Source organism: Mesorhizobium sp. M0701 (assembly GCF_040320365.1).
Classification (GTDB): domain Bacteria; phylum Pseudomonadota; class Alphaproteobacteria; order Rhizobiales; family Rhizobiaceae; genus Mesorhizobium.
The window spans coordinates 236,561-257,911 of record NZ_JAMYPO010000003.1 but is presented as its reverse complement, the minus strand read 5'-3'; the positions used below and the strand labels follow the sequence as shown (position 1 = coordinate 257,911).

The window sequence follows — 21,351 nt, the reverse complement described above, 5'->3', positions numbered from 1 at the left end:
TGGTGCCAAAAAATCACGCCGCCGTCTTGGCCGTCGCTTCCGCCGATGCCGGCGCACAGGTGGCGTCGGCGCAGCATTCGTCCGCGAGGTATCCGATGAGCCCATTCATGGCGGGATAGTTGGCCCGGCAGATCAGCGTCGTCGCCTGCCGCTCCTGCGTCACCAGGCCGGTGTCGACCAGCCGCTTGAGGTGATGCGACAGCGTCGAGGCGGCGATGCCGAGCCTGTCCTGGATGCGCCCGACCGGAAGCCCCTCATCGCCCGCCCGGACCAGGGTGCGGTAGAGCTGCAACCGCGTCGGGTTGCCGAGGGCTTCAAGTTGCAAGGCTGCTTTTTCGAGTTTCATGGAAATAAGCTATTTCCAGAATCGCTGCACGTCAAGCGGATTTCGACAAAAATCGAAATAGGCCGATATCTAGACGACGCGCTTGCCGCTGGCGTCGATGACGACCTCGCCGTCCTCCTTGGTGAACGGGCCGATATCCGGATTGGGCAGGATATCGAGCACGGCTTCGGAGGGTCGGGCGAGCATGGTGCCGAGCGGCGTCACCACGATCGGCCGGTTGATCAGGATCGGATGCGCCAGCATGAAATCGAGGATCTCGTCGTCGCTCCACTTCGGGTCGCCCAGGCCAAGTTCGGCATAGGGCGTGCCCTTTTCGCGCAGCAATTGGCGCGGCGTCATGCCCATCGCTGCGATCAGCTCGACGAGCTTTTCGCGCGACGGCGGATTTTTCAGATATTCGACCACCTCAGGCTCCTCGCCGGACTGCCTGATCATGGCCAGCGTGTTGCGCGAGGTGCCGCAATCGGGGTTGTGATAGATGGTGATGGTCATTGCGCAGCTTTCATCTGTCCGGCTGGTTTCGGTTGGGCGAGCAGCCACCCTGCCAATGCCATGGCGAGCAACGCGCCCAAAAGTTCGGCGCCGATGAAGCCCGGCAGATCGGCGGGGCGGATCCCGGCAAAAGTGTTGGAGAACGCACGGGCGATGGCGACGGCCGGATTGGCGAAGGATGTCGATGCGGTGAACCAGTAGGCGGCGGTGATATAGAGCCCGACCAGCCAGGGGATCGAATCCGGACGGGAACGCAGGCCGGCGAGGATGGTGAAGACCAGCCCGAAGGCGGCGACCAGCTCCGCAATCCATTGCCCGCTTCCGGTCCGCACCGTCGCCGACACTTGCAGGATCGGCAATTCGAACATTGCATGCGCCAGGAATGTTCCAGCGATGCCGCCGGCAATCTGGGCGGCGACGTAAGCCAGCGCTGCGTTCGTTTCGATCTCGCGTCGAAGCGCGAATACCAGCGTCACCGCCGGGTTGAAGTGCGCTCCGGATATCGGCCCGAATATGGTGATGAGCACGACCAGGATCGCCCCGGTCGGCAAGGTGTTGCCGAGCAAGGTGAGTGCGACCTCGTTGGTCAGCTTATCGGCCATGATACCGGAACCGACCACGGTGGCGACCAGAAGAGCCGTGCCGAGGGCTTCGGCGGCAAGGCGGCGGGGAAGATTGCCGGAGCTCATCTAGCTAGCAGTTGCAGGTCACGGCCTGGATGACAGGCTGGCAAAGTTCCGGCGCGCCATTGCAGCAATCCTCCATGAGATAGGCCAGCAGATCGCGAAACCTGGTCATGTCGGCGAAGTAGCGCACGCTGCGGCCCTCCCGTTCGGTCCGCACCAGGCCGGCATGCGACAGTATCTTGAGATGAGCCGATACCGTATTCGGAAATGCGGCGAGCCGCGTGGCGATCTCGCCCGCCGGCACGCCGTCGGCTCCAGCCCGCACCAAAAGGCGAAAAACGTCCAGCCGGGTCTCCTGGCCGAGCGCGGCAAGTGCCGAAAGGGCGAGCGTCTTGTCCATATTTCCAGATTTCCAGAAATGGGGAATAGAGTCAACGCGCGAAGACTGTGTTGAGTAACGAAATCTCACCGAAGGCGGGGAAGTCCGTAGCGGCGGCAGCTAAGGCGACAGCTCGCGCAGGGCTGCGTTGGCGGCAACAAATTCGTAGGAGTTATTGGGGCAATCGCTGGCGGCGAGCCGATAGAGCCGCAAAGCTTCATCGCTGTGCCCCTGCAGTCGGCTCAGCTCGGCGCTGAACATGTTTGTCTCGCACAGGTTTCCGCGTTTCTTTATCGCATCAGGGTCGTCGGCTTCTGCAATTGTCGCGGCGAGAGTCTGCTCGCCAAGCAGCATTCGAACAGCCGGCGCCGGCCATCGCGTCATGTCGAGCTTCTTGGTCGCTTCCTGCAAATGCCCTGCTGCGCCATTGCGACGCTCGGCAAAATCGAGCCAGATCGCAACATACGCATCCTCTGGTTTGACTGTGGCGGCTTGCGCGAAATCGGCTTGGGCTTTCTCCATGGCACCGGAGTAGAAATGGACGATACCCCGGCCCAAATAGGCGTAGACAATCGTCGGATCGAGGCTGATTGCCTGGTCGTAATCTGCCGTTGCACGTACGTATTCGCCTTTTATTGACCAGACGAGACCTCTGCTGAGATAAGCATGGGCATATTTCGGATCGAGCCCAATTGCTTTGCCATAGTCCTCGAGGGCGCGGTCGTATTCGCCATTCTTGTCCCATATCCAGCCGCGCTTCCTGTAGGCACTGGCGTGTTTCGGGTCGAGCAGGATTGCCTGATCGAAGTCGGCAATCGCGCGGTCGTCATCGCCTTTGTGTGCCCAAGCCGTACCTCGATCGTCGTAAGCATTGGGGTCTTTCGAATCGAGGCCGATCGCCTGGTCAAAGTCGGCGATGGCGCGGTCATAGTCGCCTTTGTCAGCCCAAACGTTGCCTCTGTTGTAGAAGGCACTGGCGCGTTCCGGATCGAGACTGATCGCCTGGTCGGCGTCGGCGATGGCGCGGTCGTAGTCGCCCTTATATTTCCAGGCCCGGCTTCGATTGCCATAGGCACTGGCGTCTTTCGGGTCGAGGCTTATCGCTTGGTCGTAGTCGGCGATCGCACGATTGTAATCGCCTTTGATTGTCCAAGTCAGGCCTCTATCGAGGTAGGCACGGGCGTTCTTCGGATTGAGGCTGATTTCCTGGTCGTAGTCGGCAATGGCGTAATCAGAATCGCCTCTGAGTGACCAGGCCATGCCTCGATGATGATGGACTCCGGCGACATTCGGATCGAGGCTGATCGCCTGTCCGAAATCGGAAATGGCATGGTCATAGTCGCCCTTGAGTAGCCAGGCCATGCCCCGATTATCGTAGGCGCTGGCTTCCTTCGGATCGAGGCTGATCGCCTGGTCATAATCGGCGATCGCACGGTCGTAGTCCCGCTTCCTTTTCCACACGAGACCTCGGTTGTTATAAGTTCGGCCATCGCGGGGATCGAGGCTGATCGCTTGGCCGAAATCGGCGATAGCGCGGTCGTTGTCGCCCTTGCGTGCCCAGGCCAGGCCCCGGTCGCCATAAGCTCCGGCATTCCGGGGCTCGAGGCTGATGGCCTGATCGTAGTCGACAATAGCTCGGTCGTTGTCGCCTTTGTCGAGCCAGGCAGAGCCTCGGATGCGGTATGCATCGCTCTTCGGGTCGAGGTTAATCGCCTGGTCGAAATCGGCGATAGCGCGATCAGCGTCGCTCTTGAGTGCCCAGGTGATGCCTCGGTAGTAATAAGCACTGGCATCTTCCGGATCGAGGCTGATCGCCTTATCGAAATCGGCAATGGCGCGATCATAATCATTCTGCCTCGCCCAGGCGACGCCGCGCTTGAAATAGGCCGTCAAACGGCTGCTGGCGGGCTCTGTCACATCCTCTATCATGAGTGTACAAGCGGCAATTCGCCGAGCCGTATCGGCCTCGTCGTCCCCGACACAATCGCTGCTGGCAGCCAAAGCTGGGCCGCTCAGGGCAAACAAGACCATGAGCCCACGCAGCAGCGACCGACAAAAAGACCTATGCCATTTTCGAATCATCGGCTCATGGATCATGTCGTTTATTTGCATCGCAGTGCGCTTGATCAAGAAGGCCTTGATCTTTGCAACCCAACACTGCAACCATTCTTGGGTCAAGGTGAGACTTGATTTTTTTGACCTTTGCCAAACCGACACCCGCCCGTGACATTCGGCGGAGACAGCGGCGGCTCGCCTGGTCCAAATCAGCCAGGCACTGTGGCGGCGACCGCATCAGCGCGACCAAGGCCGGCAACCGCTTTTCTGACCCGCTGCAGATACGCCTGGCGTCCGGCGGCCGAGACGCTGTCCATCCGGTAGAGCGCCAGGAATTTGGTCCGGCATAGTGGATGGCAGACGGAGCGGAAGCCGCGCAGCAGGGTCCGCCGGCCGGGCTGTCCCATGATCCACGACATCAGCGGCGTGGCGCCACATGTGGTCATTGCCATCACCCGGCGTATGTGCCGCAATTTGGGCCGCGGGCCGCGTCGTGCCGTCGGCATCTCGAAAGCGAAGCCCGGCACCAGTACACGCTCCAGCCAGCCTTTCAGCATCGCCGGAAGGCCATACCACCAGGTCGGATAGATGAAGACGACCGCCTCCGCCCAGAGCAGCTCCTGCGCATGTTCGTGCACCGGTTGCAGGTTCGCCGCCTTGTCGTGGTAACCGCGCCATTCCTGCGTGCGCATGACCGGATCGAAGCCGGTCGCATAGAGGTCGAGCAGGTGGACCTGGTGGCCGCTTTCGGCAAGCGTCTCCAGCACCGTGTCGCGCACCGCGCCGCTGAAGCTGTCGGCGCAGGGATGGCAATGGACGACGAGGACCTTCATCTGGCGCTCAGACCTGTCGGTCGCGAGAGGATCGCGGGGGTGCATGCAAGCGTCGCATGCAAACAAGCCACCCGCAGACGTAGTCGATCAGCTGTTTTCATGCGAAGCCCCGCAGCCCCCATATCAAGACGCAACACCTCCGGTCGCGTCAAGGCCCGTTCATGCGCAGACGTGGGCTTGCTGGGGCCAAAACCCTAACGGTGGATTCGGTTTTTCGATCAGCATTGTTCCAGAAAGCCGGCGCCCTAGCTTCAGGGCGGGTCCAAAGCGTCAGGAGAAAAAGATGCAGACAGGAAAACTGAGCGGCAAGATCGCCTTGGTGACTGGCGCCTCTTCCGGCATCGGCGAGGCCACCGCCCTGGCACTGGCGGCAGAGGGCGCCACGCTGGCGATTGCCGCGCGGCGCGCCGAGCGCCTGGACGACCTGGCGAGGCGGATCCGTGAGACCGGCAGCGCGGCACTGCCGATGACGGTCGACGTCACCGACGAGGCGCAGGCCTCGGCCATGGTCGAACGGGTCGCGCGTGAATACGGCCGGCTCGACATGCTGCTCGCCATTGCCGGCGTTGGCGTCGCGGCGCCGTTCCGCAACACGACGCCGGAAGAGTACCGCCGGATGGTCGACGTCAACATTCTCGGGCTGCTCTATCCGATCCATGCCGCACTGCCCACGATGCAACGGCAAGGCGCCGGCCACATCGTCGTGGTCTCGTCCGGCACCGGCCGTTACATCCACCCTTCGGTGGTCTATTCCGGCACCAAGCACGCGGTGAGCGCGATGGCGGAATCGCTGCGTCGCGAGATCGGCAAAGACGGCATCCGTGTCACCTGCATCGAGCCTGGCGCCGTCAAGACCGAGTTCACCCAGAATATGCGCGCCGATGTGCGCCAGGCGGTCGAGCAAAGGCTGGGCGACATGGAGCAACTGGAAAGCGAGGACATCGCCGCCGCCATCCTTTATGCGGTGACGCAGCCGCCAAGGGTCAACGTCAACATCCTGACGCTCTATCCGACCGAGCAGGCGTGAGGGCCGCAAAGGTGGTACCCTGCGCCGCCCCCGCAGCCCTGCAGCATCATCCGCCGATCATCAGCGTGAACACAAGCTGCCGCAACTTGCCGCCCGGGCCGAATTCGACCCGGTCGAAATCGCGGCTCGCCTGCCGTTGTGCCTGCGAGATTCCGGCGAGCCGTCTCGTCACTTCGATCCTGATCTTGCTGCAGCCGCGGTCATCGGCGACGGTCAGGCCGATGGTGGCCGCCTCGATCTTGTGCACCATGTCGACGATGCTGGCGCCATGCACCTTCTCGTGAGCTGCGAGGCCGGCTGCGAAAACCTCCCAGTTCTTCTGGATTGCGCCCGGCAGCTGCGCGGCCGGCTTCGGCAAGGTGTAGGTGATGATCAGCTTCGGCCGCGCCGACACCAGCACGCAGGCGTCGCCTTGCGGCTGGTAGTCCCTCACCCAGGTCAGCTTGAAATTGGTATGCGCGATGACGCGGCGTTCGCCGAGCAGCGGCCCGCGCCCGCCGATCGAGGCGTAGAGCTCCGGCCCGGATTGCCCTGAGATGGCATAGGTCTCGACCTTCTCGACCGCCTGCCAGCCGGCATGCGCCGGCGATGTCGGCAGGAAGGCGAGCAGCAGGCAAAGGCGAATGGCTGTTTTCATGCAAGTCCTCGCAGCCGCTGCGCACGACGCAAACGATATGCAGTTCCCTTCCGTGGACATAGCCGGCGGCCGGCTATAGTGGGATGCTCGTATACAAGAATCCACAGGCAACATCATGTCGCCGCGACCGAACATTGCCCGGCAACGCCCTGCCCCCGGGGCCCAGCCTCCCGGCGTCAGCCTCTGTCGTGCACTGTCGAAGCTTGGCCTGTGCTCGCGCAAGCAGGCCGAGCTTCTGGTTGCCGAGGGGCGCGTGCGGGTCGCCGGCAAGATCGTGCGCAACGGCTCGATGCGTGTCGATCCAGGCCGCGATCGCATCGAGGTCGACGGCCGCCGCGTCGCCGCCGAGCGCAAGGTCTATCTGATGCTCAACAAGCCGCGCGGGCTGGTCACCACTCGCGACGACCCGCAGGACCGCGGCACCGTCTATGATTGCCTGGCAGGCCTCGACCTGCCTTTCGTCTCGCCGGTCGGCCGCCTCGACAAGGCCAGCGAAGGCCTGCTGTTGATGACCAACGATACCCGCTTCGCGCAGCGCCTGCTCGATCCCGCCTCGCATGTCGCCAAGACCTATCACGTGCAGATCGGCGCGCTGCCCGACGAGGCCATGCTGGCGCGGTTGCGCGCCGGCGCGACGGTCGACGGCGAATTGCTGACGGCCCGGTCCATCGAGCTGCTGCGCGGCGGCACCAGCACCGCCTGGCTGGAAATCGTGCTCGACGAGGGCCGCAACCGCCATATCCGCCGGCTGCTCGCCGCCCACGATATCGAGGTGCTGCGCCTGGTACGGATCGCGATCGGATCTCTGCAACTCGGCGACCTTGCCAAGGGCAAGGTACGCCATCTGACTGCCGAAGAGCTGGCGCTGCTTCAGGCCTAGCCGGCTGGCGGCGACTCGATTGTCAGGCAGCTGCCCGCCAAAGCTGTTCCCTGTCGGATACAGCATCAATTGCCCGCAAGAGAACCGACACCGCGGTGTCCAGGCTGCTTTCCTCGGCCTCCGGTTCGACAAGCCCTGTCCAGGGATCGAGGTTAGCGGGATCACGCTCTATCTTCGCAACCAACGTCTCGCGCGGTTCAAATTGAAATGTAAGGGGCTCATCAGTTGTCATTGTCGGAAGAAGCCTTGGCTTTGCCGCACTGGGCCAGCACCTTGCCGATGGCGGCGGATGAGCCGGCAAGCGGAAAGCTGTTCTCGCCATATTTGCCCGAGGCGACCGTGACCTCGCCCTTGGAGCGCAGCAGGGCCAACAGCGGGTCGGTGCTGCTCAATTCCACGGTGAAGGTGTTGTACATTTCTTCGAGTTGAAGCGTCTTGGTCACCGCCTTGCCGCCGGCCTTGAACGCGAACGAAGCGATGCCGGGTTCCAGTTGCGGACCGCTGTCGCCCAAATCATAGCTCAGCGTCGGCTTGCCGAAACAGGCCAGCGTCAGCTGGGCGCCGCCATTCGATCCGCCGCAGACCGACGCCATCAGCACTTTGCCGCCCTCCTCTTCCTCCAGTTTCGCCGTCCAGCCGCACGGCGCGGCAAACGCCGGCTGCGCCGCTTGCAGGACGACCTGAGCGGCGACGCAACCCGCCACGACGAATTTCGCCAATCCGCTTCGCATGATCTTCCCTTCCCAAGTCATCGAACCATCGTCGGCCACGTGGCATCAAGGACTATACAAAACAAATTGTCCCGTGGCATTACCGGCGACACCAGGGCGCTGTAGCAATTCAGGCGATTGATTTTCGATCGAGTGGAAGCGGCACCAGCACCGCCTGGCTGGAGATCGTGCTCGACGAGGGCGGCAACCGCCACATCCGCCGGCTGCTCGCCACCCACGATATCGAGGTGCTGCGCCTGGTACGGATCGCGATCGGATCTCTGCAACTCGGCGACCTTGCCAAGGGCAAGGCACGCCATCTGAGCGCCGAAGAGCTGGCGCTGCTTCAGGCCTGAGCGACCAGGCACTGGAGGCCCCTTGAACCGAAGCGGCAATTGACATTTGCATCTCTGTTTCATATTTTCCATTTGTGAAACTGAAATGCGCCGATGCAGTCAAAGTGTCAGGGCTGACACGCATGGGCGAAGCTGGCTTGGAAGCCGGAGAGAAAACATGGCTACTGCGTTGCGGGCGGTTCCCAGATTCCTGGACGAATTGGGTACGTTTGGCGGCCTCAAGGGAACCGATATTGCAAACATCACCGACGTGTCCAAGGCCACGGTTTCGAGGTGGAAGGCCGGCGACATCAAGCCCCAGCCGCGCAGCGAGCTCATTCTGTCGGACCTGCACTATATCGTCGGCCGACTGCAGGAATTCTACGAGCCAAGCGATATCCGCACCTGGCTTTACGCTCGCCACCCGCAATTGAACGGTGAAAGGGCGATAGATCTCATTCACGACGACCGCGCCCTCGACGTGCTCAAAGTCATCGACCGGCTTGATAACGAGGTCTTTCTGTAATTGGCGATCGCCGGGCGGATGAGACGAGACAGTCGGCTCATCGATGCTATCGAGGAAATGGTTCCGGTCGAATACTCCGGGACGGTTTGGCGTGTGGTGCGCCAGGGCCGCAGCCCGATCCAGTGCTCGAGCTCCGGCGGCCGTTGGGACGATGGAACGTTCGACGTGCTCTACACCTCGCAAGAGCGCGAAGGTGCCTTGAGCGAGATGAGATTCCACCTGACGCGGGGGCAGCCAGTGATCCCTTCGCGCGTCAGATACAATCTCTTCGAGATCGATCTTGCTTTGGACCGGACGCTCAGACTGCTCGACCTGGCAGCCTTGCAGACCCTTGGCCTCGACACCGCGCGCTACGGGCAGCTTTCGTATCAGGAAAAGCACGCCGAATATCCGAGGTCGCAAGACATCGGCGAGGCCGCGCATTTCCTCGATTATGACGGTCTGATCGTGCCCAGCGCGCGATATGATTGCCTGAACGTCGTCGCGTTTTGTGATCGGCTGCCGGCCGGAGCGATGACGATCAGAACCGATCACGGGGAAATTGCCTGGGCTAGCGGCGGCCCCGCTGCCATCCATCCCCCGCACGGGTGATGCGGCCAACGGAAGTGGCGCGCTAACATTGCCTCCAAGTGCAGAGGTCTAACGCGCAAGGGAGGATCCATGCGTATGCTCCGACTGATACCGACGCTGCTGGCGCTGCTGGCCGTCTTGCCATTGAACGCTGAAGCGACCACGAAGAAGTACCCTAAGGGCCACGGCACGAATTGCGCCGAGAAGGACCAGGCGTGCCAGAAGAAATGCCAGGCTGTGCCGATCGACTACAACAGCGTCAAATCCATCCAGGGGCGCAACGAATGTCTGAATAATTGCACCATCGGCTACGATCAGTGTCTCGGGGCACCCGCCCGAATCCAGGAACAGACAATCCAGGAGGACGCCGCGCAATAGAAGCCCGCCAGAGATGGCTCCAATGCGCAAAACATAGGTGTGATCGAATGACGGCGACAGCCCGCCGGTCGCCTTCATGTGCGGCCGCCGACTTCGTCGACATGGCGCAGCATGTCGTCGGGATCTTCATAGACGCGGAACGTGCCCGATTGGCGGAGCTTCTACGGTGCCGTAGCCGCCGCTGAGCAGGCCGACATCCAGTAGGACCGTGCGATGCGTCACCCGCCGCGCGCCGCGTCATGGATTTCGGCAAAATCCAGCCCATATTCCTAGATGTGGAGCTTTGAGCGTGAAACTCGCGCGTGCGGTCCTGCTTGCCGCGGCTTTCGTGGCTGTTGCGGCCGTTTGTCCCTCTTCCGCAACCGGAGAGGCGGACGGCCGGGAGAAAATTGTGTTGCGCGTCGAGATAGACGGCGCCATCGGTCCGGCGAGTGCCAGGCAGCTCGAGGAAGCACTGGCGGTGGCCGCGGACCGAAATGCCCAGGCTCTCATCCTGCAGATGGACACGCCCGGCGGGCTGGTCACCAGCATGCGCGAGATGATCGCCGGCATTCTCGCCTCGCCGGTTCCCGTCATCGGCTATGTCGCGCCCGCCGGCGGGCACGCGGCGAGCGCCGGAACCTACATCCTCTACGCCACCCATCTGGCGGCGATGGCGCCCGGCACCAATCTGGGCGCGGCAACGCCGATCGAGATGGGCGGGCCGCTGCCATCGTTTCCCGGCGGCAAGAACGATGGCCCGGAGGCGGACAAGGACAAGAAGAACGCACCCGCGGGCGATGCGATGATCGCCAAGGCGACGAACGATGCCGTTGCCCTGATCCGCAGCCTGGCTGAATTGCGCGGGCGCAATGCCGAATGGGGAGAAAAGGCCGTGCGCGAGGCGGCCAGCCTGTCGGCCGGCGCGGCGCTGCAGCAGCATGTCATCGACTTCGTCGCCCGCGACACCACCGAACTGCTTCAACTGGCCGACGGCCGGACAGTCGAGATCGTCGGCAAAAAAGAGGCAATGGCGACGAAAGGACTGCCGGTCGAAACGCTCGAGCCAGGCTGGCTCATCCGGCTTCTCGCCGTGATCACGGACCCGAACATCGCCGTCATCCTGATGCTGGTCGGCGTCTATGGCCTCGTCTTCGAATTCACGAGCCCGGGCGCGGTCGCGCCCGGCGTGATCGGCACGATTTGCCTTCTGCTCGGACTCTATGCGCTCAATCTCCTGCCGATCAGCTATGCCGGCCTTGCCTTGATGCTGCTTGGCATCATCTTCCTGGTCGTCGAAGCCTTGAACCCGACTGTGGTCCTTGGGCTGGGAGGCGTGGCTGCGTTTCTGCTGGGCGCTGCAATGTTGCTCAGGATCGAGGGGCCCGGCTTCGAGATGTCGTGGGCCGTTATCGGCACCGCCGCCGTCCTGACGCTCGGCCTGGCGCTGTTGACCGGCAGCTATCTGTGGGCGGCCCGCAAGAACGTTCCGCGTGTTGGCGCACAGGCCATGCAGGGGCTGCCGGCGGAGGTCCTCGACTGGCAGGGCAGCGAGGGCCACGTGCTCGCCCGGGGCGAGCGCTGGCGGGCAAAAGCCGACGAACCGCTTGCAGTGGGCGACAGCGTCGAGGTGGCCGATGTCAGGGATCTTGTGCTGACGATACGGCGCCGCAATGTGAGAAGCGATGGAGCAAGGCAATGATCATCGGTTATGTGGCCTATCTGGCAGCAGCGCTCGTCGTGGTCATGTTCCTATCCGCGGCCATTCGCATCCTGCGGGAATATGAGCGCGGCGTGGTCTTCACGCTCGGCCGCTTCACCGGGGTCAAGGGCCCCGGCCTTATCATCCTCATCCCCTTCGTGCAGCAGATGGTGAAGGTCGACCTGCGAGTGGTGGTCCAGGACGTCCCGCCGCAGGACGTGATCTCGCGCGACAACGTCTCGGTGAAGGTCAACGCGGTGCTGTATTTTCGTATCGTCGACGCCGAGCGGGCGGTGATCCAGGTTGAAGACTTCATGACCGCCACCAACCAGCTGGCACAGACCACGTTGCGGTCGGTGCTCGGCAAGCATGAGCTCGATGAAATGCTGGCCGAACGTGACAAGCTCAACAGCGATATCCAGGAGATTCTCGACCAGCGCACCGATGCCTGGGGCATCAAGGTCTCCGATGTCGAGATCAAGCATGTCGACCTCAACGAGAACATGGTCCGCGCCATCGCCAAGCAGGCCGAGGCGGAACGGCTGCGGCGTGCGAAAGTGATCAATGCCGACGGCGAACAGCAGGCGGCGGCAAAGCTCGTCGAGGCCGGCAAGATGCTGGCCGAAGCACCGCAGGCCATGCAGCTACGCTATTTCGAGGCTCTCCATGACATCGCCGGTGAGCGCTCGTCGACGGTCGTGTTTCCGGTGCCGATGGATCTGCTCGGTCATTTCATCAAGCAGGGTGGTGGAGGCGGAGGCGGCTGAGCGCGTAATCTCCCCCCTCGAGGGGGAGATGGCCGCGAAGCGGCCAGAGGGGGTCGTCTCACATAGATCGCCGACGCCTTCCTCTACGAGAGACGGCGCTGACGCTCCACGCGCCGCGACCCACCCTCACCTCCGCCACGGCGGGACCGGCGCAAAGCGTTTGCCGATCCAGTCGGCGAAGGCACGTGTCTTGGCGGCTTGCCCCTTGGCCGAAGGCATGACGACATAGACGGCGCCCTCGTCGGCAAGCGTCCAGTCCTCCAGCACTGGCACCAGCCGGCCGTCGGCGAGCTCGCGTCCGACCAGCCAATCCGTGCTCATCATCAGTCCGACGCCTTGCACGGCGGCTTCGACCAGCACCTCGGCGTCGTCGGTGACCAGCGGCCCGGAGACCTCGATACTGACGCGCCGGCCCGAACTGTCGGTCATCTCCCAGGCCGGAAAGGTCTGGAAACCTGAGAAGCCCAGGCAACTGTGTTCCAGCAGTGCTTCAGGTTCAGTCGGCGTGCCCCGGCGGGCGAGGTAGGACGGCGCGGCGCACAGCAGCCGCCGCCGTGTCGCGACCTTGCGCGCCACCAGCCGCGAATCCTCCAGCGCGCCGAGACGGACGGCGACATCGAAATTCTCGGCGACGAGATCGACGAAACGGTTGGAGAACTCGGCCTCGATACGGACTTCGGGAAATTCGGTGAGAAACTGTGGCAGCAGCGGGCCGATCCACATGCGCCCGAACGAGCCGGGCAGCGCCAGCCGCAGCACGCCGCGCGGCCCGCCGCCGGCATGCGCCGACGCGACAGCCTCGGCCTCGTCGACCGCAGCCAGAATGGTGCGGACGCGGACGAGAAATTCCGAACCCGCCTCGGTCAGCGACACGCTTCGTGTCGTCCGGTGCAGCAGGCGCACGCCCAACCGCTCTTCCAGCGAGGCAAGGCGCCGCGACAGGATCGTCGCGTCGCGACCGATGCGAGCAGCCGCCTTGGTGAAGGAGCGTGCTTCGGCGATTGCCGCGAAGGCGGCCATTTCGACCAATGCTGCCGGTTCGTGCGATTGCTGCATCAGGCGCAGAGCTCATATGTAAAAGCCAAGGATTATATGCCAATAGCGCAGCAGCTAGTTTCACTCAATCCCGGCCCGTCAATCGGCCATCAACCGGAGTGAGACATGAAAGCGATCGAACTGACTGCCCCGAGACTGGACGCGTTTCGCGCGGCCACCGTTCCCACGCCTGAACCGCAGCGCGGCGAAGTGCTGATCCGCCTGCGCGCCGCAAGCCTCAATTTTGTCGATGTCGCGATAGCGAGCGGCAACTATCCAGGTCCGAGCTTTCCGCTCATTCCCGTCGTCGACGGCGCCGGCGAGATCGTCGGCATCGGCGAGGGCGTGTCGAGGCTCGCCATCAACGACCGCGTCATCGCCCATGCAAAACCGCGCTGGATCGGCGGCCGTCCGCGGCCTTATGAGACCAGAGAGATGCGCGGGCTGACACTGCCCGGCTCGCTCGCCGAATATGTCGCGCTGCCGGCCAATGCCGTTGTGCCGATGCCGGCGCATCTGTCCTTCGAAGCGGCAGCGACGCTGCCGATCGCCGGCACCACCGCGTGGAATGCGCTTCGCGCCGCCGATGTCGGGCCGGGGTCGGTCGTCGTCCTGCTCGGTACCGGCGGTGTCTCGATCCTGACCCTGCAGCTGGCCAAGGCAGCCGGCGCCACGGTCATCATCACCTCGTCGTCGGACGAAAAGCTGGCGCGCGCCAAGGCCTTGGGTGCGGATCATCTCATTAATTATCGTGAGACGCCGGACTGGGACGCCAAGGTGCTCGAGTTGACCGACGGGCTCGGCGCCGATCTGATCGTCGAAACCGCCGGCGCGGCTACCTTCGCCCGCTCCATCAATGCCGCGGCGCCCGGCGGCACGGTGTTCGCCATCGGCTTCGTCACCGGCGCCGAGGCCACCACGAACCTGCTGCCGATCATCATCAAGGCACTCAAGGTTGTGGGCAACAACACCGGTTCGGTATCCGACCTGTGCGACGCGGCGCGCGCCATCGGCGCCGCCCGTATCGATCCGGTCATCGACACGGTCTACAGCCAGCACCAGGCGACCGAGGCCTACGCCCACATGGCGGCCGGCGGCCGGCATTTCGGCAAGCTCGCGTTCAGTCTGTCGTGGTGAGCCTGAAAAAGGCAGAGCGTTGAAGCTGCCGATCTCCCCTCTCGTGGGGAGATCGGTCGTCACCTCGGCTTTCGCCAATCGCCAATGCGCCGACAGTCCCGACCTCCGCCTAAATCAGCTTCTCCAGCGTGATCGGCAGGTCCCGCACCCTTTTCCCGGTGGCGTGGAATACCGCGTTGGCGATCGCCGGCGCCACGCCGACAATGCCCAGCTCGCCGACCCCCTTGCCGCCAAGCGCCGAGGAATGCGGATCGGGAATACCGACCGAGATCACCTCGATGTCGGGAATGTCGGCATTGGTGGCGATGAGATAGTCGGCGAGATTGTTGTTGACGATGCGGCCGTGGCGGCGGTCGACGATGCCCTCCTCGAGCAGCGCCTGGCCGATGCCCATGATGATGCCGCCCTTCCATTGGCTTTCGGCGAGCTTGGGGTTGTAGAGCCGGCCCGAATCCAGCGCCGACACCACGCGGGAGACGCGAACCGTGCCAAAGTCCTCGTCGACGCGGACTTCGATGAAATGCGCGCACCAGCTGTGGCGGGAATAGTCGCCCTCGGTGTGCGGCAGCGCCATGGCTATGGTGGTGTAGTTCTTGTAGCGGTCCTCGACCGTCGAATTGGCCGGCATGGTGTCGCCCTTCGCCTCGATATGCTCGCGCCCGACGCTGCTGAGCAGTTCGGCGATGGAAACTTCAGGGCCGTTGCCGCGCGGTGAAGCGACGCGGCCATTGGCGACGACGAGCGTGTTGGCCTGCAGTGCATGGAACGGCGAAGCCGGATCGCTGATGGCGAGCCCGATCAGTTGGTCGAGCGCGGCACTCGCCGCCTTGTGGACGGCGCCGGTCATCACCCCGGCCAGCCGCGAACCGCCGGTGACGCCGGCACGGGCATAGCGGGAATCGCCAAGCTTGACGACGACGTTTTCCGCCGGCACGCCCACCACCTCGGCGGCGGTCTGCGCCAGGATCGTGTAGGTGCCCTGCCCCATGTCGATCGATGAGCTTTCGACCTCGACCGAGCCGTCGGCGAGAATGCGCACGACCGCCTCGCCATAGGCGCGCCGCACCGGGTAGGTGCCTGCCGCGACACCCCAGCCGATCAGCTGGTTGCCGTCGCGCATCGAACGCGGCCGGGGGTTCCGCTTCGACCAGCCAAAGGCTTCGGCGCCGGCCGCGAAGGCCTCACGCAGTTGCCGTGTCGACCACGGCTTCTTCGCATGCGGATCCTGCTCGGCATAGTTCCTGAGACGGATTTCCAGCGGGTCGATACCGACCTCGTAGGCGAGCTCGTCGATGGCGCTTTCGATGCCGAAGGCGCTCGGGTTCTCGCCCGGCGCGCGCAATGCCCCCGGCACCACCGTGTTGACCCGCACGACGTTCTGCCGCGACGAGAAATTCGGCGTCGCGTACATGACCGAGGTGACCGAGCCGAGCGGCTCGACCCACATGCCGTCGACCGAGGTCTCGTTGACGCCGCGATGCACGATCGACTGGATCTGACCCTCCGCGTTGGCGCCGAGCGCCACCGTCTGGCGGGTCGCCGCCCGTCCGCCATAGGCGGTGAAGGTCTGCGGCCTGGTGACCGCCAGCTTCACCGGCCGTCCCAGCATTTTGGCGGCAACTGCCGCTACAGCGCCGTAGCCATAGGCAAACGCCTTGGAGCCGAAGCCGCCACCAATATAGGGCGAGACCAGTCGTACATTCTCGAACGGCACGCCGAACCATTCGGCATAGGTCCGGGCCATGCCGTCGAGCCATTGGCTCGGCTCCCAGACCGTCAGCTGGTCGCCCTGCCACTTTGCGATCAGGCCATGCGGCTCCATCGGCGCCTGGTATTCGCGCGGCGTGTTGTAGGCGTTGCAGATCCTGACCGGAGCCGAGGCGAACGCTGTCTCCGCCTCGCCCCATTCCTTGGTCATCGCATCGACCGGGATGCCGTCGCCGGCCTTTGGGTCGCTGAGGTCGACGATCGCCGGCGCCTCGTCATAGGCGATCTTGACCAGCGTCGCGGCGGCGACCGCCTGCTCGAAACTCTCGGCCACCACCGCCGCGACATGCTGGCCGCTGAAGGTGATGTCGCGCGCCAGCGGGCAATAGGCGACGTCCGGCGGCGGCGTGCCCAGCCAGTCCGTTGCGGTTCTCAGCGGCAGGATGTTGTCGGGCGTCAGCACCAGCAGCACGCCGGGCGACGCCTTGGCCGCGGTCGTGTCGATCGAACGCACCCGGCCGGCGGCAATGGTGCTCTCGACCAGCACCGCATGGGTGAGCCCCTCGAGCTGCTGCTCGACGGCGTATTTGGCGGCACCGGTGATCTTGGCCGGGCCGTCGACGCGCGACAGCCGGCCGCCGACCTGGTCGGCGAGGACGGCACCGTCCGAAGCGTCGCCGCGTTTGGCATCGCCTGGTCTTGTTCTCAACTCGTGAACGGTCATGCCGTTTCTCCCATTTTGAGGATGGCGCGGGCGACGACGCGCGGCGCCAGTTCGATCTTGTAGTGGTTGGCGCCATGGTCGACGGTGCCCTCGACGGCGAGCAGGCTGGCTTGCCTGACGACCTCCGGCTCGAGCACTTTGCCTTTCAGCGCCTCTTCGACGGCAAGGGCGCGCCATGGCTTGGTGGCGACACCGCCAAGCGCGACGCGCAGATCGCGGATCGTCCTTCCGTCGGCCTCGAATTCGATGCCGACCGCGGCACTTGCCGCGGCGAATTCATAGGACTGGCGGTCGCGGACCTTGAGATAGGTCGAGCGGCGGGCGGCCGCCGAAGCGGGAATGCCGATCGCGGTGATCATCTCGCCGGGCTCGATCGCATGTTCCCTTTCGGGCGTGCTGCCCGGCAACAGGAAAAAATCATCGACAGCGATCTGACGGTCGCCGAGATGGACGATCGCGTCGAAGGCGACGAGTGCAACCGCCAGGTCGCCGGGATAGGTGGCGACGCAGGCCTCGCTGGTGCCGAGCACGGCATGGCCGCGGGTGACGCCGCCAATCGCCGAGCAGCCGCTGCCGGGCGAGCGCTTGTTGCAAGCGGGGAAATTCGCCGGATCGCGGAAATAGGGGCAGCGTGTACGCTGCATCAGATTGCCGCCGATCGTCGCCATGTTGCGCAGCTGCGCCGATGCCGCCTGCCACAGCGCCTCCGAAACGGCAGGGAACCGGCTCTTGATACCGGCATGGTCGGCGACGGTGCTCATCCTGGCCAGCGCCCCGATCGTGGCGCCCCGGTCATCAACGGCAATCGTGTCCAGTCCCTTGAGATGGGTGATGTCGACCACGGTCTCGGGTTCGGCAACGCCGCATTTCGCGAGATCGACAAGCGTCGTGCCGCCGGCCAGAAGCATGGCGCCGGGAAGTGCTGCTGCCTCACGGGCTGCATCGACGGAGCCGGCGCGGAGATACGAAAAGTCCCTCATGACGCGGCCTCCATGGCCGCCTGGCGCACGGCGGCGACGATATGCGGATAGGCGCCGCAGCGGCAGAGATTGCCGGCCATGTATTCGCGGATCTCCTCATCCGAGCCGGCATGGCCTTCGCGAATGCAGGCGACCGCCGACATGATCTGGCCCGGCGTGCAATAGCCGCACTGGAAGGCATCCTGTTCGAGGAAGGCGGCCTGCACCGCATGCAGCGTGCCATCCTCCCCGGCAAGCCCTTCGATGGTGGTGATGTCCCTGCTTTCAGCCTGAGTGGCAAGCGTCAGGCAGGCCAGCACGCGCTGGCCGTCGATATGAACGGTGCAGGCGCCGCACTGGCCCTGGTCGCAGCCCTTCTTGGTGCCGGTCAGGCCGAGATGGTCGCGCAAGGCGTCGAGCAGGGTAACGCGCGGTTCGACCTCCAGCTCATGTCGATGTCCGTTGATTCGAAGTTGGATTGGAGTTCGGGTTTTGCTTGTCATGGGGCGTCTGGCTCCAGTTGCTTGACGCGGGAGGGGATGATCTGGTGCCCGGCCGGCGAGCGGCAAGGTCAGCTTATGGCTAGGTGAAGGCTATCTTCCCCTTGGGGGAAGTGCCTGGCAGGGCAGAGGGGGTCGGTTCGACTTGGCGCGAGCTCCGGGAGGGCTGCGGCTTGGGAGGTCGAAAGACGTGACATACCCGATCCCGTGATTACATGAGAAAGGCGCTCCACAATCGGAGGCGCCTCCGCTTATTACCTAAGGGCCTGCCCTGCCCTGTTCAAGCCCCGGATCGAAATTGATCGAAATTGGAGAAAATTGGCAGGGCAGCCGGCCGTCATGCCTGGAGACAAAAAAGCACCACCGGCCCAAGCCGGTGGTGCTCTCTGAACTGTCTGTAGGGGCAGGACAGTCCAATGATCCTGAGGGGATCGTGCTCAACGTGGGCTCATTTTTGCCCCACGGCATCGGCCGAACAGATGAGGAGTGCCGGCCGCGAGGAAATATTCTCCGTCGTCATCCACCGGCCGTGCACCGGAGGCGGGCAAGATGCCTCGCCTGCCGGAACGCCGGCCCAGACTCGATCCTGTGATTATATTTACTTGCGATTATATTTGTCGGAGACGTAACGAAGGTGGAAGCGTCTGCGTTCTTGAAACGGGGCCTGCCTGTTCGGTTATGCTTCGGATCAACACTGGAGAAAAAATTGGCCGCGGAGCCGCCCGTCATTTCTGGAGACAAAACCGAAGCCGCCGTTGCAAAACCGCTGCGCGCCGACGCGCAGCGCAACCGCGATGCGCTGGTCGAGGTCGCGGCAAAAGCCTTTGCCGCGCAAGGCGTCGATGCCTCGCTGGAGGAGATTGCGCGCCAGGCCGGCGTCGGCATCGGCACGCTCTACCGGCATTTCCCAACCCGCGAGCACCTGGTCGAGGTGGTTTATCGGCGCGAAGTGGAAGGACTGTGCCAGGCGGCCGACGAACTCGCCCGCGATCATGCGCCCGACATGGCGCTCGAACAATGGATGCAGCGCTTCGTCGACTACATCGCCACCAAGCGCGGGCTGTCGACAAGCCTGCGCATCCTGCTCACGACCAACTCAACCCTGTTCTCCGACGTTTCCGGCAGGGTGACGCTCGCCTTGCGGCGGCTGATCGATGCCGCGGTCGCCGACGGCTCGATCCGCGGCGATGTCGATGCCTCCGACGTGCTGCATGCGCTGGGCGGCATCTATTCGGCCCCGGACACCAAGGACTGGCGCGACCGCTCGCGCCGATTGGTGTCGCTGCTGATGGATGGGCTGCGGTTTGGAGCGGCCAAATCCGGCCCATCCAAGGAATGACGAATGCAGTGACTGTCCTTACTTCAGCGAGATGCTCATACCGCTGAGATCGGCATTGACTTGCAGGCCTACCTGCCTGCCTGTGAGTTCGAGTTGGGCACCCTTGTCATTGGTCATGACGATCACCTGGGCTCCTTTGCCGAGCGCGCCGCCACCGCCCGCTGCACCGTACACCCCCGTCACATCCCGGGCGCGGCGTATGTGGCGCACGGTACCTTTGAAATAGGTCTTGGAGGCGCCGAAGGCGAGGCCGCCCGAGATGCCGCCGACCGAGATGGGATATCGGCGACCATGGAAGGTCAGTGTGCCCTCGCCTCCGGAGCCGCCGATGAAAAAGGCCGCCTTGTAGACGGCGAAGCGGATCGTACCGCTGTCGGCATGCGCGACGCTGGCAAAGCTAACTGCCGCCGCAGCAATGACGGCAACTGCGACTGAACGAAATCTGGACGAAATCTTCATGATGAGAACTCCTCAAGATCGCCGCATGCCCAGCCGGCCGGGCACGTCGGCGTCGTATCAAAGTCATAGCTGAACAGTCTCGCCCTTCATTGGTTCCAAGCACGCGGCCTGAATTCCGGCCGCGAGAAGACCGCCACGAAACGAGGGCGGATGGCGAGCATAGTCCTGGCTGTAAGAAACAGTGGCCGACCAGCGGGGATCTGTCGCCGGCGTTCCTAGGAAACGTATGTGTATTGAAGCGGAATGGTATTAGTCTGCGCCCGTCTGGGGTTTCGGGGAGCGCGGCAAAGGAATGGACTTCAACTCACGGCATGGCTACCTGCTGATCGGCGGTCTGATCCTGGTCGGTGCCGGGCTCCTGGTCGTTTCGCTGATCGTCAATCTTCGCGTGGCGCACAGTGTGCGTGACGACGTACGCCATCGTGAAAAGCTGCTGGAATATTATCGCAATATCTTTTCGCAGCTGGGCGTGATCCTGATCGGGATTGGCGTGTCCCTGTTCATCTTCTTTTTTCAGCAGAATTATCAGGACCAGCGCAAACGCGAAACGGAGCTCCAGCAGGTTCTCGCCAAACTGGCGGCGCGTGTTGCCCGCGGCAGCGCTGTCGTGGAGGCCCTCGGCGAATTCGATGCGCTGCTGGATGATGGCGGCGCCTATGTCAGTCCGGAACTCGGCGGAAACAATGCCGCCGTCAGCGCCCACGGAACGGCGCTCGCCAAGCAGGTTTCGCAGATCCTTCTGGTCGAGCGCGACGTCGATGTTCAGGGGTTCGATATCCTGAATCTGTCACGCGATTTCGAAGCATCGTTCGTCGTCAACGAGCTCAACCCAACGCTATGGTTCAACATCGTCCGGGACGAGAGCGATATCAAATATGCCACTACCCAGATCGCCCTGGATTACAAGGACCTGCAGGATGCGATCGGCGGCGGGCCGATCGAGGTTGCGATCGCCAATCCCGAAAAGGAGCGGAAGATCAAGCAGGAGGTGCTCGACGTCTTTTATGATGCCGACCTCCTGCGCCAGCGCAGCAGGCGGTTTCTCGGCCGCGCGTGCTGGCTTTTCAGCAACGGGCGCGGCTTCGTCAAGCTTGCACCGGCCAATGAAATCGAAGCCGATGCCAGATCGCACCAGGAATGGCTCGACCGGTCGAAACCCTTCCTGACGCAGTTGAAGTCGGGAAGCGGCGATTGCTTCAAATTGCTCCAGTTCGGCCCGGCGTCTTTGAGTTGAGCGCGGCGTCGTGAG

General features: G+C 63.6%; 24 protein-coding genes and 2 pseudogenes. 11 read left to right on the top strand and 15 right to left on the bottom strand.

The window, feature by feature from the left end:
- Window positions 1-13: 13 nt before the first annotated feature.
- The 6 genes from NKI24_RS05140 to NKI24_RS05115 form a co-directional block, all read right to left on the bottom strand.
- Window positions 14-346 carry an ArsR/SmtB family transcription factor gene (locus NKI24_RS05140; protein WP_352451421.1) on the bottom strand — a complete coding sequence of 111 codons (333 nt, stop codon included), beginning with the start codon at window positions 344-346 and terminating at the stop codon, window positions 14-16.
- Between the two features lie 69 nt (window positions 347-415).
- Window positions 416-838, bottom strand: coding sequence for an arsenate reductase (glutaredoxin) (arsC, locus tag NKI24_RS05135; RefSeq protein WP_352743733.1), 423 nt, complete (start codon window positions 836-838; stop codon window positions 416-418).
- The gene (locus NKI24_RS05130) at window positions 835-1,527 is read right to left on the bottom strand and encodes an aquaporin (protein ID WP_352451423.1); all 693 of its coding nucleotides are present in this window, start codon (window positions 1,525-1,527) and stop codon (window positions 835-837) included. Before NKI24_RS05130 ends, arsC begins: the two co-directional genes overlap by 4 nt.
- A gap of 4 nt (window positions 1,528-1,531) precedes the next feature.
- Window positions 1,532-1,864, bottom strand: coding sequence for an ArsR/SmtB family transcription factor (locus NKI24_RS05125; RefSeq protein WP_352451424.1), 333 nt, complete (start codon window positions 1,862-1,864; stop codon window positions 1,532-1,534).
- A gap of 99 nt (window positions 1,865-1,963) precedes the next feature.
- Window positions 1,964-3,973 (bottom strand): tetratricopeptide repeat protein, encoded by a 2,010-nt coding sequence (locus NKI24_RS05120; protein ID WP_352451425.1) that lies wholly within the window; start codon window positions 3,971-3,973, stop codon window positions 1,964-1,966.
- A 134-nt stretch (window positions 3,974-4,107) separates the two neighbouring features.
- The gene (locus NKI24_RS05115; RefSeq protein WP_352451426.1) at window positions 4,108-4,731 is read right to left on the bottom strand and encodes an NAD(P)H-dependent oxidoreductase; all 624 of its coding nucleotides are present in this window, start codon (window positions 4,729-4,731) and stop codon (window positions 4,108-4,110) included.
- A 283-nt stretch (window positions 4,732-5,014) separates the two neighbouring features.
- On the opposite strand from NKI24_RS05115, the gene NKI24_RS05110 reads away from it, so the two are divergent.
- Entirely contained in the window at window positions 5,015-5,758 is a 744-nt protein-coding gene (locus NKI24_RS05110; protein WP_352743728.1) for an SDR family oxidoreductase, read from the top strand.
- A gap of 46 nt (window positions 5,759-5,804) precedes the next feature.
- On the opposite strand, the gene NKI24_RS05105 is transcribed toward NKI24_RS05110, so the two are convergent.
- Complete coding sequence (locus NKI24_RS05105; protein ID WP_352451428.1) at window positions 5,805-6,395, bottom strand: DUF922 domain-containing Zn-dependent protease; 591 nt, start codon at window positions 6,393-6,395, stop codon at window positions 5,805-5,807.
- A gap of 115 nt (window positions 6,396-6,510) precedes the next feature.
- On the opposite strand from NKI24_RS05105, the gene NKI24_RS05100 reads away from it, so the two are divergent.
- Window positions 6,511-7,275: a pseudouridine synthase gene (locus NKI24_RS05100; protein WP_352451429.1), complete on the top strand. Its 765-nt coding sequence runs from the start codon at window positions 6,511-6,513 to the stop codon at window positions 7,273-7,275.
- A 22-nt stretch (window positions 7,276-7,297) separates the two neighbouring features.
- Here NKI24_RS05100 and NKI24_RS05095 read toward each other — a convergent pair whose 3' ends face one another.
- Both NKI24_RS05095 and NKI24_RS05090 read right to left on the bottom strand, forming a co-directional pair.
- Window positions 7,298-7,507 (bottom strand): hypothetical protein, encoded by a 210-nt coding sequence (locus NKI24_RS05095; protein WP_352743726.1) that lies wholly within the window; start codon window positions 7,505-7,507, stop codon window positions 7,298-7,300.
- Window positions 7,497-8,006, bottom strand: a complete 510-nt coding sequence (locus tag NKI24_RS05090) for a hypothetical protein (protein WP_245274855.1) — start codon at window positions 8,004-8,006, stop codon at window positions 7,497-7,499. Before NKI24_RS05090 ends, NKI24_RS05095 begins: the two co-directional genes overlap by 11 nt.
- A 140-nt stretch (window positions 8,007-8,146) precedes the next feature.
- Between NKI24_RS05090 and NKI24_RS05085 the strand changes: the two are divergent.
- The 4 genes and pseudogenes from NKI24_RS05085 to NKI24_RS05070 all read left to right on the top strand — a co-directional run.
- A pseudogene (locus NKI24_RS05085) lies at window positions 8,147-8,341 on the top strand (pseudouridine synthase); the annotation flags it as partial.
- Window positions 8,342-8,498: 157 nt separating this feature from the next.
- A complete protein-coding gene (locus tag NKI24_RS05080; RefSeq protein WP_352743725.1) occupies window positions 8,499-8,846 on the top strand; it encodes a hypothetical protein in 348 nt (115 codons plus the stop codon).
- Between the two features lie 18 nt (window positions 8,847-8,864).
- Window positions 8,865-9,437, top strand: a complete 573-nt coding sequence (locus tag NKI24_RS05075) for an RES family NAD+ phosphorylase (RefSeq protein WP_352451431.1) — start codon at window positions 8,865-8,867, stop codon at window positions 9,435-9,437.
- A gap of 69 nt (window positions 9,438-9,506) precedes the next feature.
- Window positions 9,507-9,794, top strand: coding sequence for a hypothetical protein (locus NKI24_RS05070; protein WP_352472174.1), 288 nt, complete (start codon window positions 9,507-9,509; stop codon window positions 9,792-9,794).
- Between the two features lie 74 nt (window positions 9,795-9,868).
- Here the strand turns inward: NKI24_RS05070 and NKI24_RS05065 are convergent.
- A pseudogene (locus tag NKI24_RS05065) lies at window positions 9,869-9,995 on the bottom strand (HAD family hydrolase); the annotation flags it as partial.
- 88 nt (window positions 9,996-10,083) lie between these two features.
- Between NKI24_RS05065 and NKI24_RS05060 the strand changes: the two are divergent.
- Window positions 10,084-11,475, top strand: coding sequence for an NfeD family protein (locus tag NKI24_RS05060; RefSeq protein ID WP_352451433.1), 1,392 nt, complete (start codon window positions 10,084-10,086; stop codon window positions 11,473-11,475).
- Window positions 11,472-12,242: a slipin family protein gene (locus NKI24_RS05055; RefSeq protein WP_023680344.1), complete on the top strand. Its 771-nt coding sequence runs from the start codon at window positions 11,472-11,474 to the stop codon at window positions 12,240-12,242. The genes NKI24_RS05060 and NKI24_RS05055 overlap by 4 nt, the downstream gene beginning before the upstream one ends.
- A 126-nt stretch (window positions 12,243-12,368) precedes the next feature.
- On the opposite strand, the gene NKI24_RS05050 is transcribed toward NKI24_RS05055, so the two are convergent.
- Window positions 12,369-13,298 (bottom strand): LysR family transcriptional regulator, encoded by a 930-nt coding sequence (locus NKI24_RS05050; protein ID WP_352451434.1) that lies wholly within the window; start codon window positions 13,296-13,298, stop codon window positions 12,369-12,371.
- Window positions 13,299-13,403: 105 nt separating this feature from the next.
- Between NKI24_RS05050 and NKI24_RS05045 the strand changes: the two genes are divergently transcribed.
- Window positions 13,404-14,414, top strand: coding sequence for a zinc-dependent alcohol dehydrogenase family protein (locus NKI24_RS05045; protein ID WP_352743720.1), 1,011 nt, complete (start codon window positions 13,404-13,406; stop codon window positions 14,412-14,414).
- Between the two features lie 109 nt (window positions 14,415-14,523).
- Here NKI24_RS05045 and NKI24_RS05040 read toward each other — a convergent pair whose 3' ends face one another.
- Genes NKI24_RS05040 through NKI24_RS05030 form a run of 3 tightly spaced genes read right to left on the bottom strand, consistent with a single transcriptional unit; the run spans window position 14,524 to window position 18,307 of the window.
- Window positions 14,524-16,845: a xanthine dehydrogenase family protein molybdopterin-binding subunit gene (locus tag NKI24_RS05040; RefSeq protein WP_352451436.1), complete on the bottom strand. Its 2,322-nt coding sequence runs from the start codon at window positions 16,843-16,845 to the stop codon at window positions 14,524-14,526.
- Entirely contained in the window at window positions 16,842-17,825 is a 984-nt protein-coding gene (locus tag NKI24_RS05035) for an FAD binding domain-containing protein (RefSeq protein WP_352706351.1), read from the bottom strand. Before NKI24_RS05035 ends, NKI24_RS05040 begins: the two co-directional genes overlap by 4 nt.
- Window positions 17,822-18,307 carry a (2Fe-2S)-binding protein gene (locus NKI24_RS05030; protein WP_352451438.1) on the bottom strand — a complete coding sequence of 162 codons (486 nt, stop codon included), beginning with the start codon at window positions 18,305-18,307 and terminating at the stop codon, window positions 17,822-17,824. The genes NKI24_RS05035 and NKI24_RS05030 overlap by 4 nt, the downstream gene beginning before the upstream one ends.
- Before the next feature lie 703 nt (window positions 18,308-19,010).
- On the opposite strand from NKI24_RS05030, the gene NKI24_RS05025 reads away from it, so the two are divergent.
- Window positions 19,011-19,643: a TetR/AcrR family transcriptional regulator gene (locus tag NKI24_RS05025; RefSeq protein WP_023677324.1), complete on the top strand. Its 633-nt coding sequence runs from the start codon at window positions 19,011-19,013 to the stop codon at window positions 19,641-19,643.
- Between the two features lie 18 nt (window positions 19,644-19,661).
- Here NKI24_RS05025 and NKI24_RS05020 read toward each other — a convergent pair whose 3' ends face one another.
- Window positions 19,662-20,102 (bottom strand): lipid-binding SYLF domain-containing protein, encoded by a 441-nt coding sequence (locus tag NKI24_RS05020; protein ID WP_352451439.1) that lies wholly within the window; start codon window positions 20,100-20,102, stop codon window positions 19,662-19,664.
- Window positions 20,103-20,394: 292 nt separating this feature from the next.
- Between NKI24_RS05020 and NKI24_RS05015 the strand changes: the two genes are divergently transcribed.
- On the top strand, window positions 20,395-21,336 hold the full coding sequence (locus tag NKI24_RS05015) for a hypothetical protein (RefSeq protein ID WP_352451440.1): 942 nt from the start codon (window positions 20,395-20,397) through the stop codon (window positions 21,334-21,336).
- The last annotated feature ends 15 nt before the right edge of the window (window positions 21,337-21,351 follow it).

Excerpts from the sequence above, each read along its gene's own strand:
- NKI24_RS05140 (WP_352451421.1), bottom strand. The coding sequence starts at position 346 with ATGAAACTCGAAAAAGCAGCCTTGCAACTTGAAGCCCTCGGCAACCCG.
- arsC (WP_352743733.1), bottom strand. The coding sequence starts at position 838 with ATGACCATCACCATCTATCACAACCCCGATTGCGGCACCTCGCGCAAC.
- NKI24_RS05130 (WP_352451423.1), bottom strand. The coding sequence starts at position 1,527 with ATGAGCTCCGGCAATCTTCCCCGCCGCCTTGCCGCCGAAGCCCTCGGC.
- NKI24_RS05125 (WP_352451424.1), bottom strand. The coding sequence starts at position 1,864 with ATGGACAAGACGCTCGCCCTTTCGGCACTTGCCGCGCTCGGCCAGGAG.
- NKI24_RS05115 (WP_352451426.1), bottom strand. The coding sequence starts at position 4,731 with ATGAAGGTCCTCGTCGTCCATTGCCATCCCTGCGCCGACAGCTTCAGC.
- NKI24_RS05110 (WP_352743728.1), top strand. The coding sequence starts at position 5,015 with ATGCAGACAGGAAAACTGAGCGGCAAGATCGCCTTGGTGACTGGCGCC.
- NKI24_RS05105 (WP_352451428.1), bottom strand. The coding sequence starts at position 6,395 with ATGAAAACAGCCATTCGCCTTTGCCTGCTGCTCGCCTTCCTGCCGACA.
- NKI24_RS05100 (WP_352451429.1), top strand. The coding sequence starts at position 6,511 with ATGTCGCCGCGACCGAACATTGCCCGGCAACGCCCTGCCCCCGGGGCC.
- NKI24_RS05095 (WP_352743726.1), bottom strand. The coding sequence starts at position 7,507 with ATGACAACTGATGAGCCCCTTACATTTCAATTTGAACCGCGCGAGACG.
- NKI24_RS05090 (WP_245274855.1), bottom strand. The coding sequence starts at position 8,006 with ATGCGAAGCGGATTGGCGAAATTCGTCGTGGCGGGTTGCGTCGCCGCT.
- NKI24_RS05080 (WP_352743725.1), top strand. The coding sequence starts at position 8,499 with ATGGCTACTGCGTTGCGGGCGGTTCCCAGATTCCTGGACGAATTGGGT.
- NKI24_RS05075 (WP_352451431.1), top strand. The coding sequence starts at position 8,865 with ATGAGACGAGACAGTCGGCTCATCGATGCTATCGAGGAAATGGTTCCG.
- NKI24_RS05070 (WP_352472174.1), top strand. The coding sequence starts at position 9,507 with ATGCGTATGCTCCGACTGATACCGACGCTGCTGGCGCTGCTGGCCGTC.
- NKI24_RS05055 (WP_023680344.1), top strand. The coding sequence starts at position 11,472 with ATGATCATCGGTTATGTGGCCTATCTGGCAGCAGCGCTCGTCGTGGTC.
- NKI24_RS05050 (WP_352451434.1), bottom strand. The coding sequence starts at position 13,298 with ATGCAGCAATCGCACGAACCGGCAGCATTGGTCGAAATGGCCGCCTTC.
- NKI24_RS05045 (WP_352743720.1), top strand. The coding sequence starts at position 13,404 with ATGAAAGCGATCGAACTGACTGCCCCGAGACTGGACGCGTTTCGCGCG.
- NKI24_RS05040 (WP_352451436.1), bottom strand. The coding sequence starts at position 16,845 with ATGACCGTTCACGAGTTGAGAACAAGACCAGGCGATGCCAAACGCGGC.
- NKI24_RS05035 (WP_352706351.1), bottom strand. The coding sequence starts at position 17,825 with ATGAGGGACTTTTCGTATCTCCGCGCCGGCTCCGTCGATGCAGCCCGT.
- NKI24_RS05030 (WP_352451438.1), bottom strand. The coding sequence starts at position 18,307 with ATGACAAGCAAAACCCGAACTCCAATCCAACTTCGAATCAACGGACAT.
- NKI24_RS05020 (WP_352451439.1), bottom strand. The coding sequence starts at position 20,102 with ATGAAGATTTCGTCCAGATTTCGTTCAGTCGCAGTTGCCGTCATTGCT.
- NKI24_RS05015 (WP_352451440.1), top strand. The coding sequence starts at position 20,395 with ATGGACTTCAACTCACGGCATGGCTACCTGCTGATCGGCGGTCTGATC.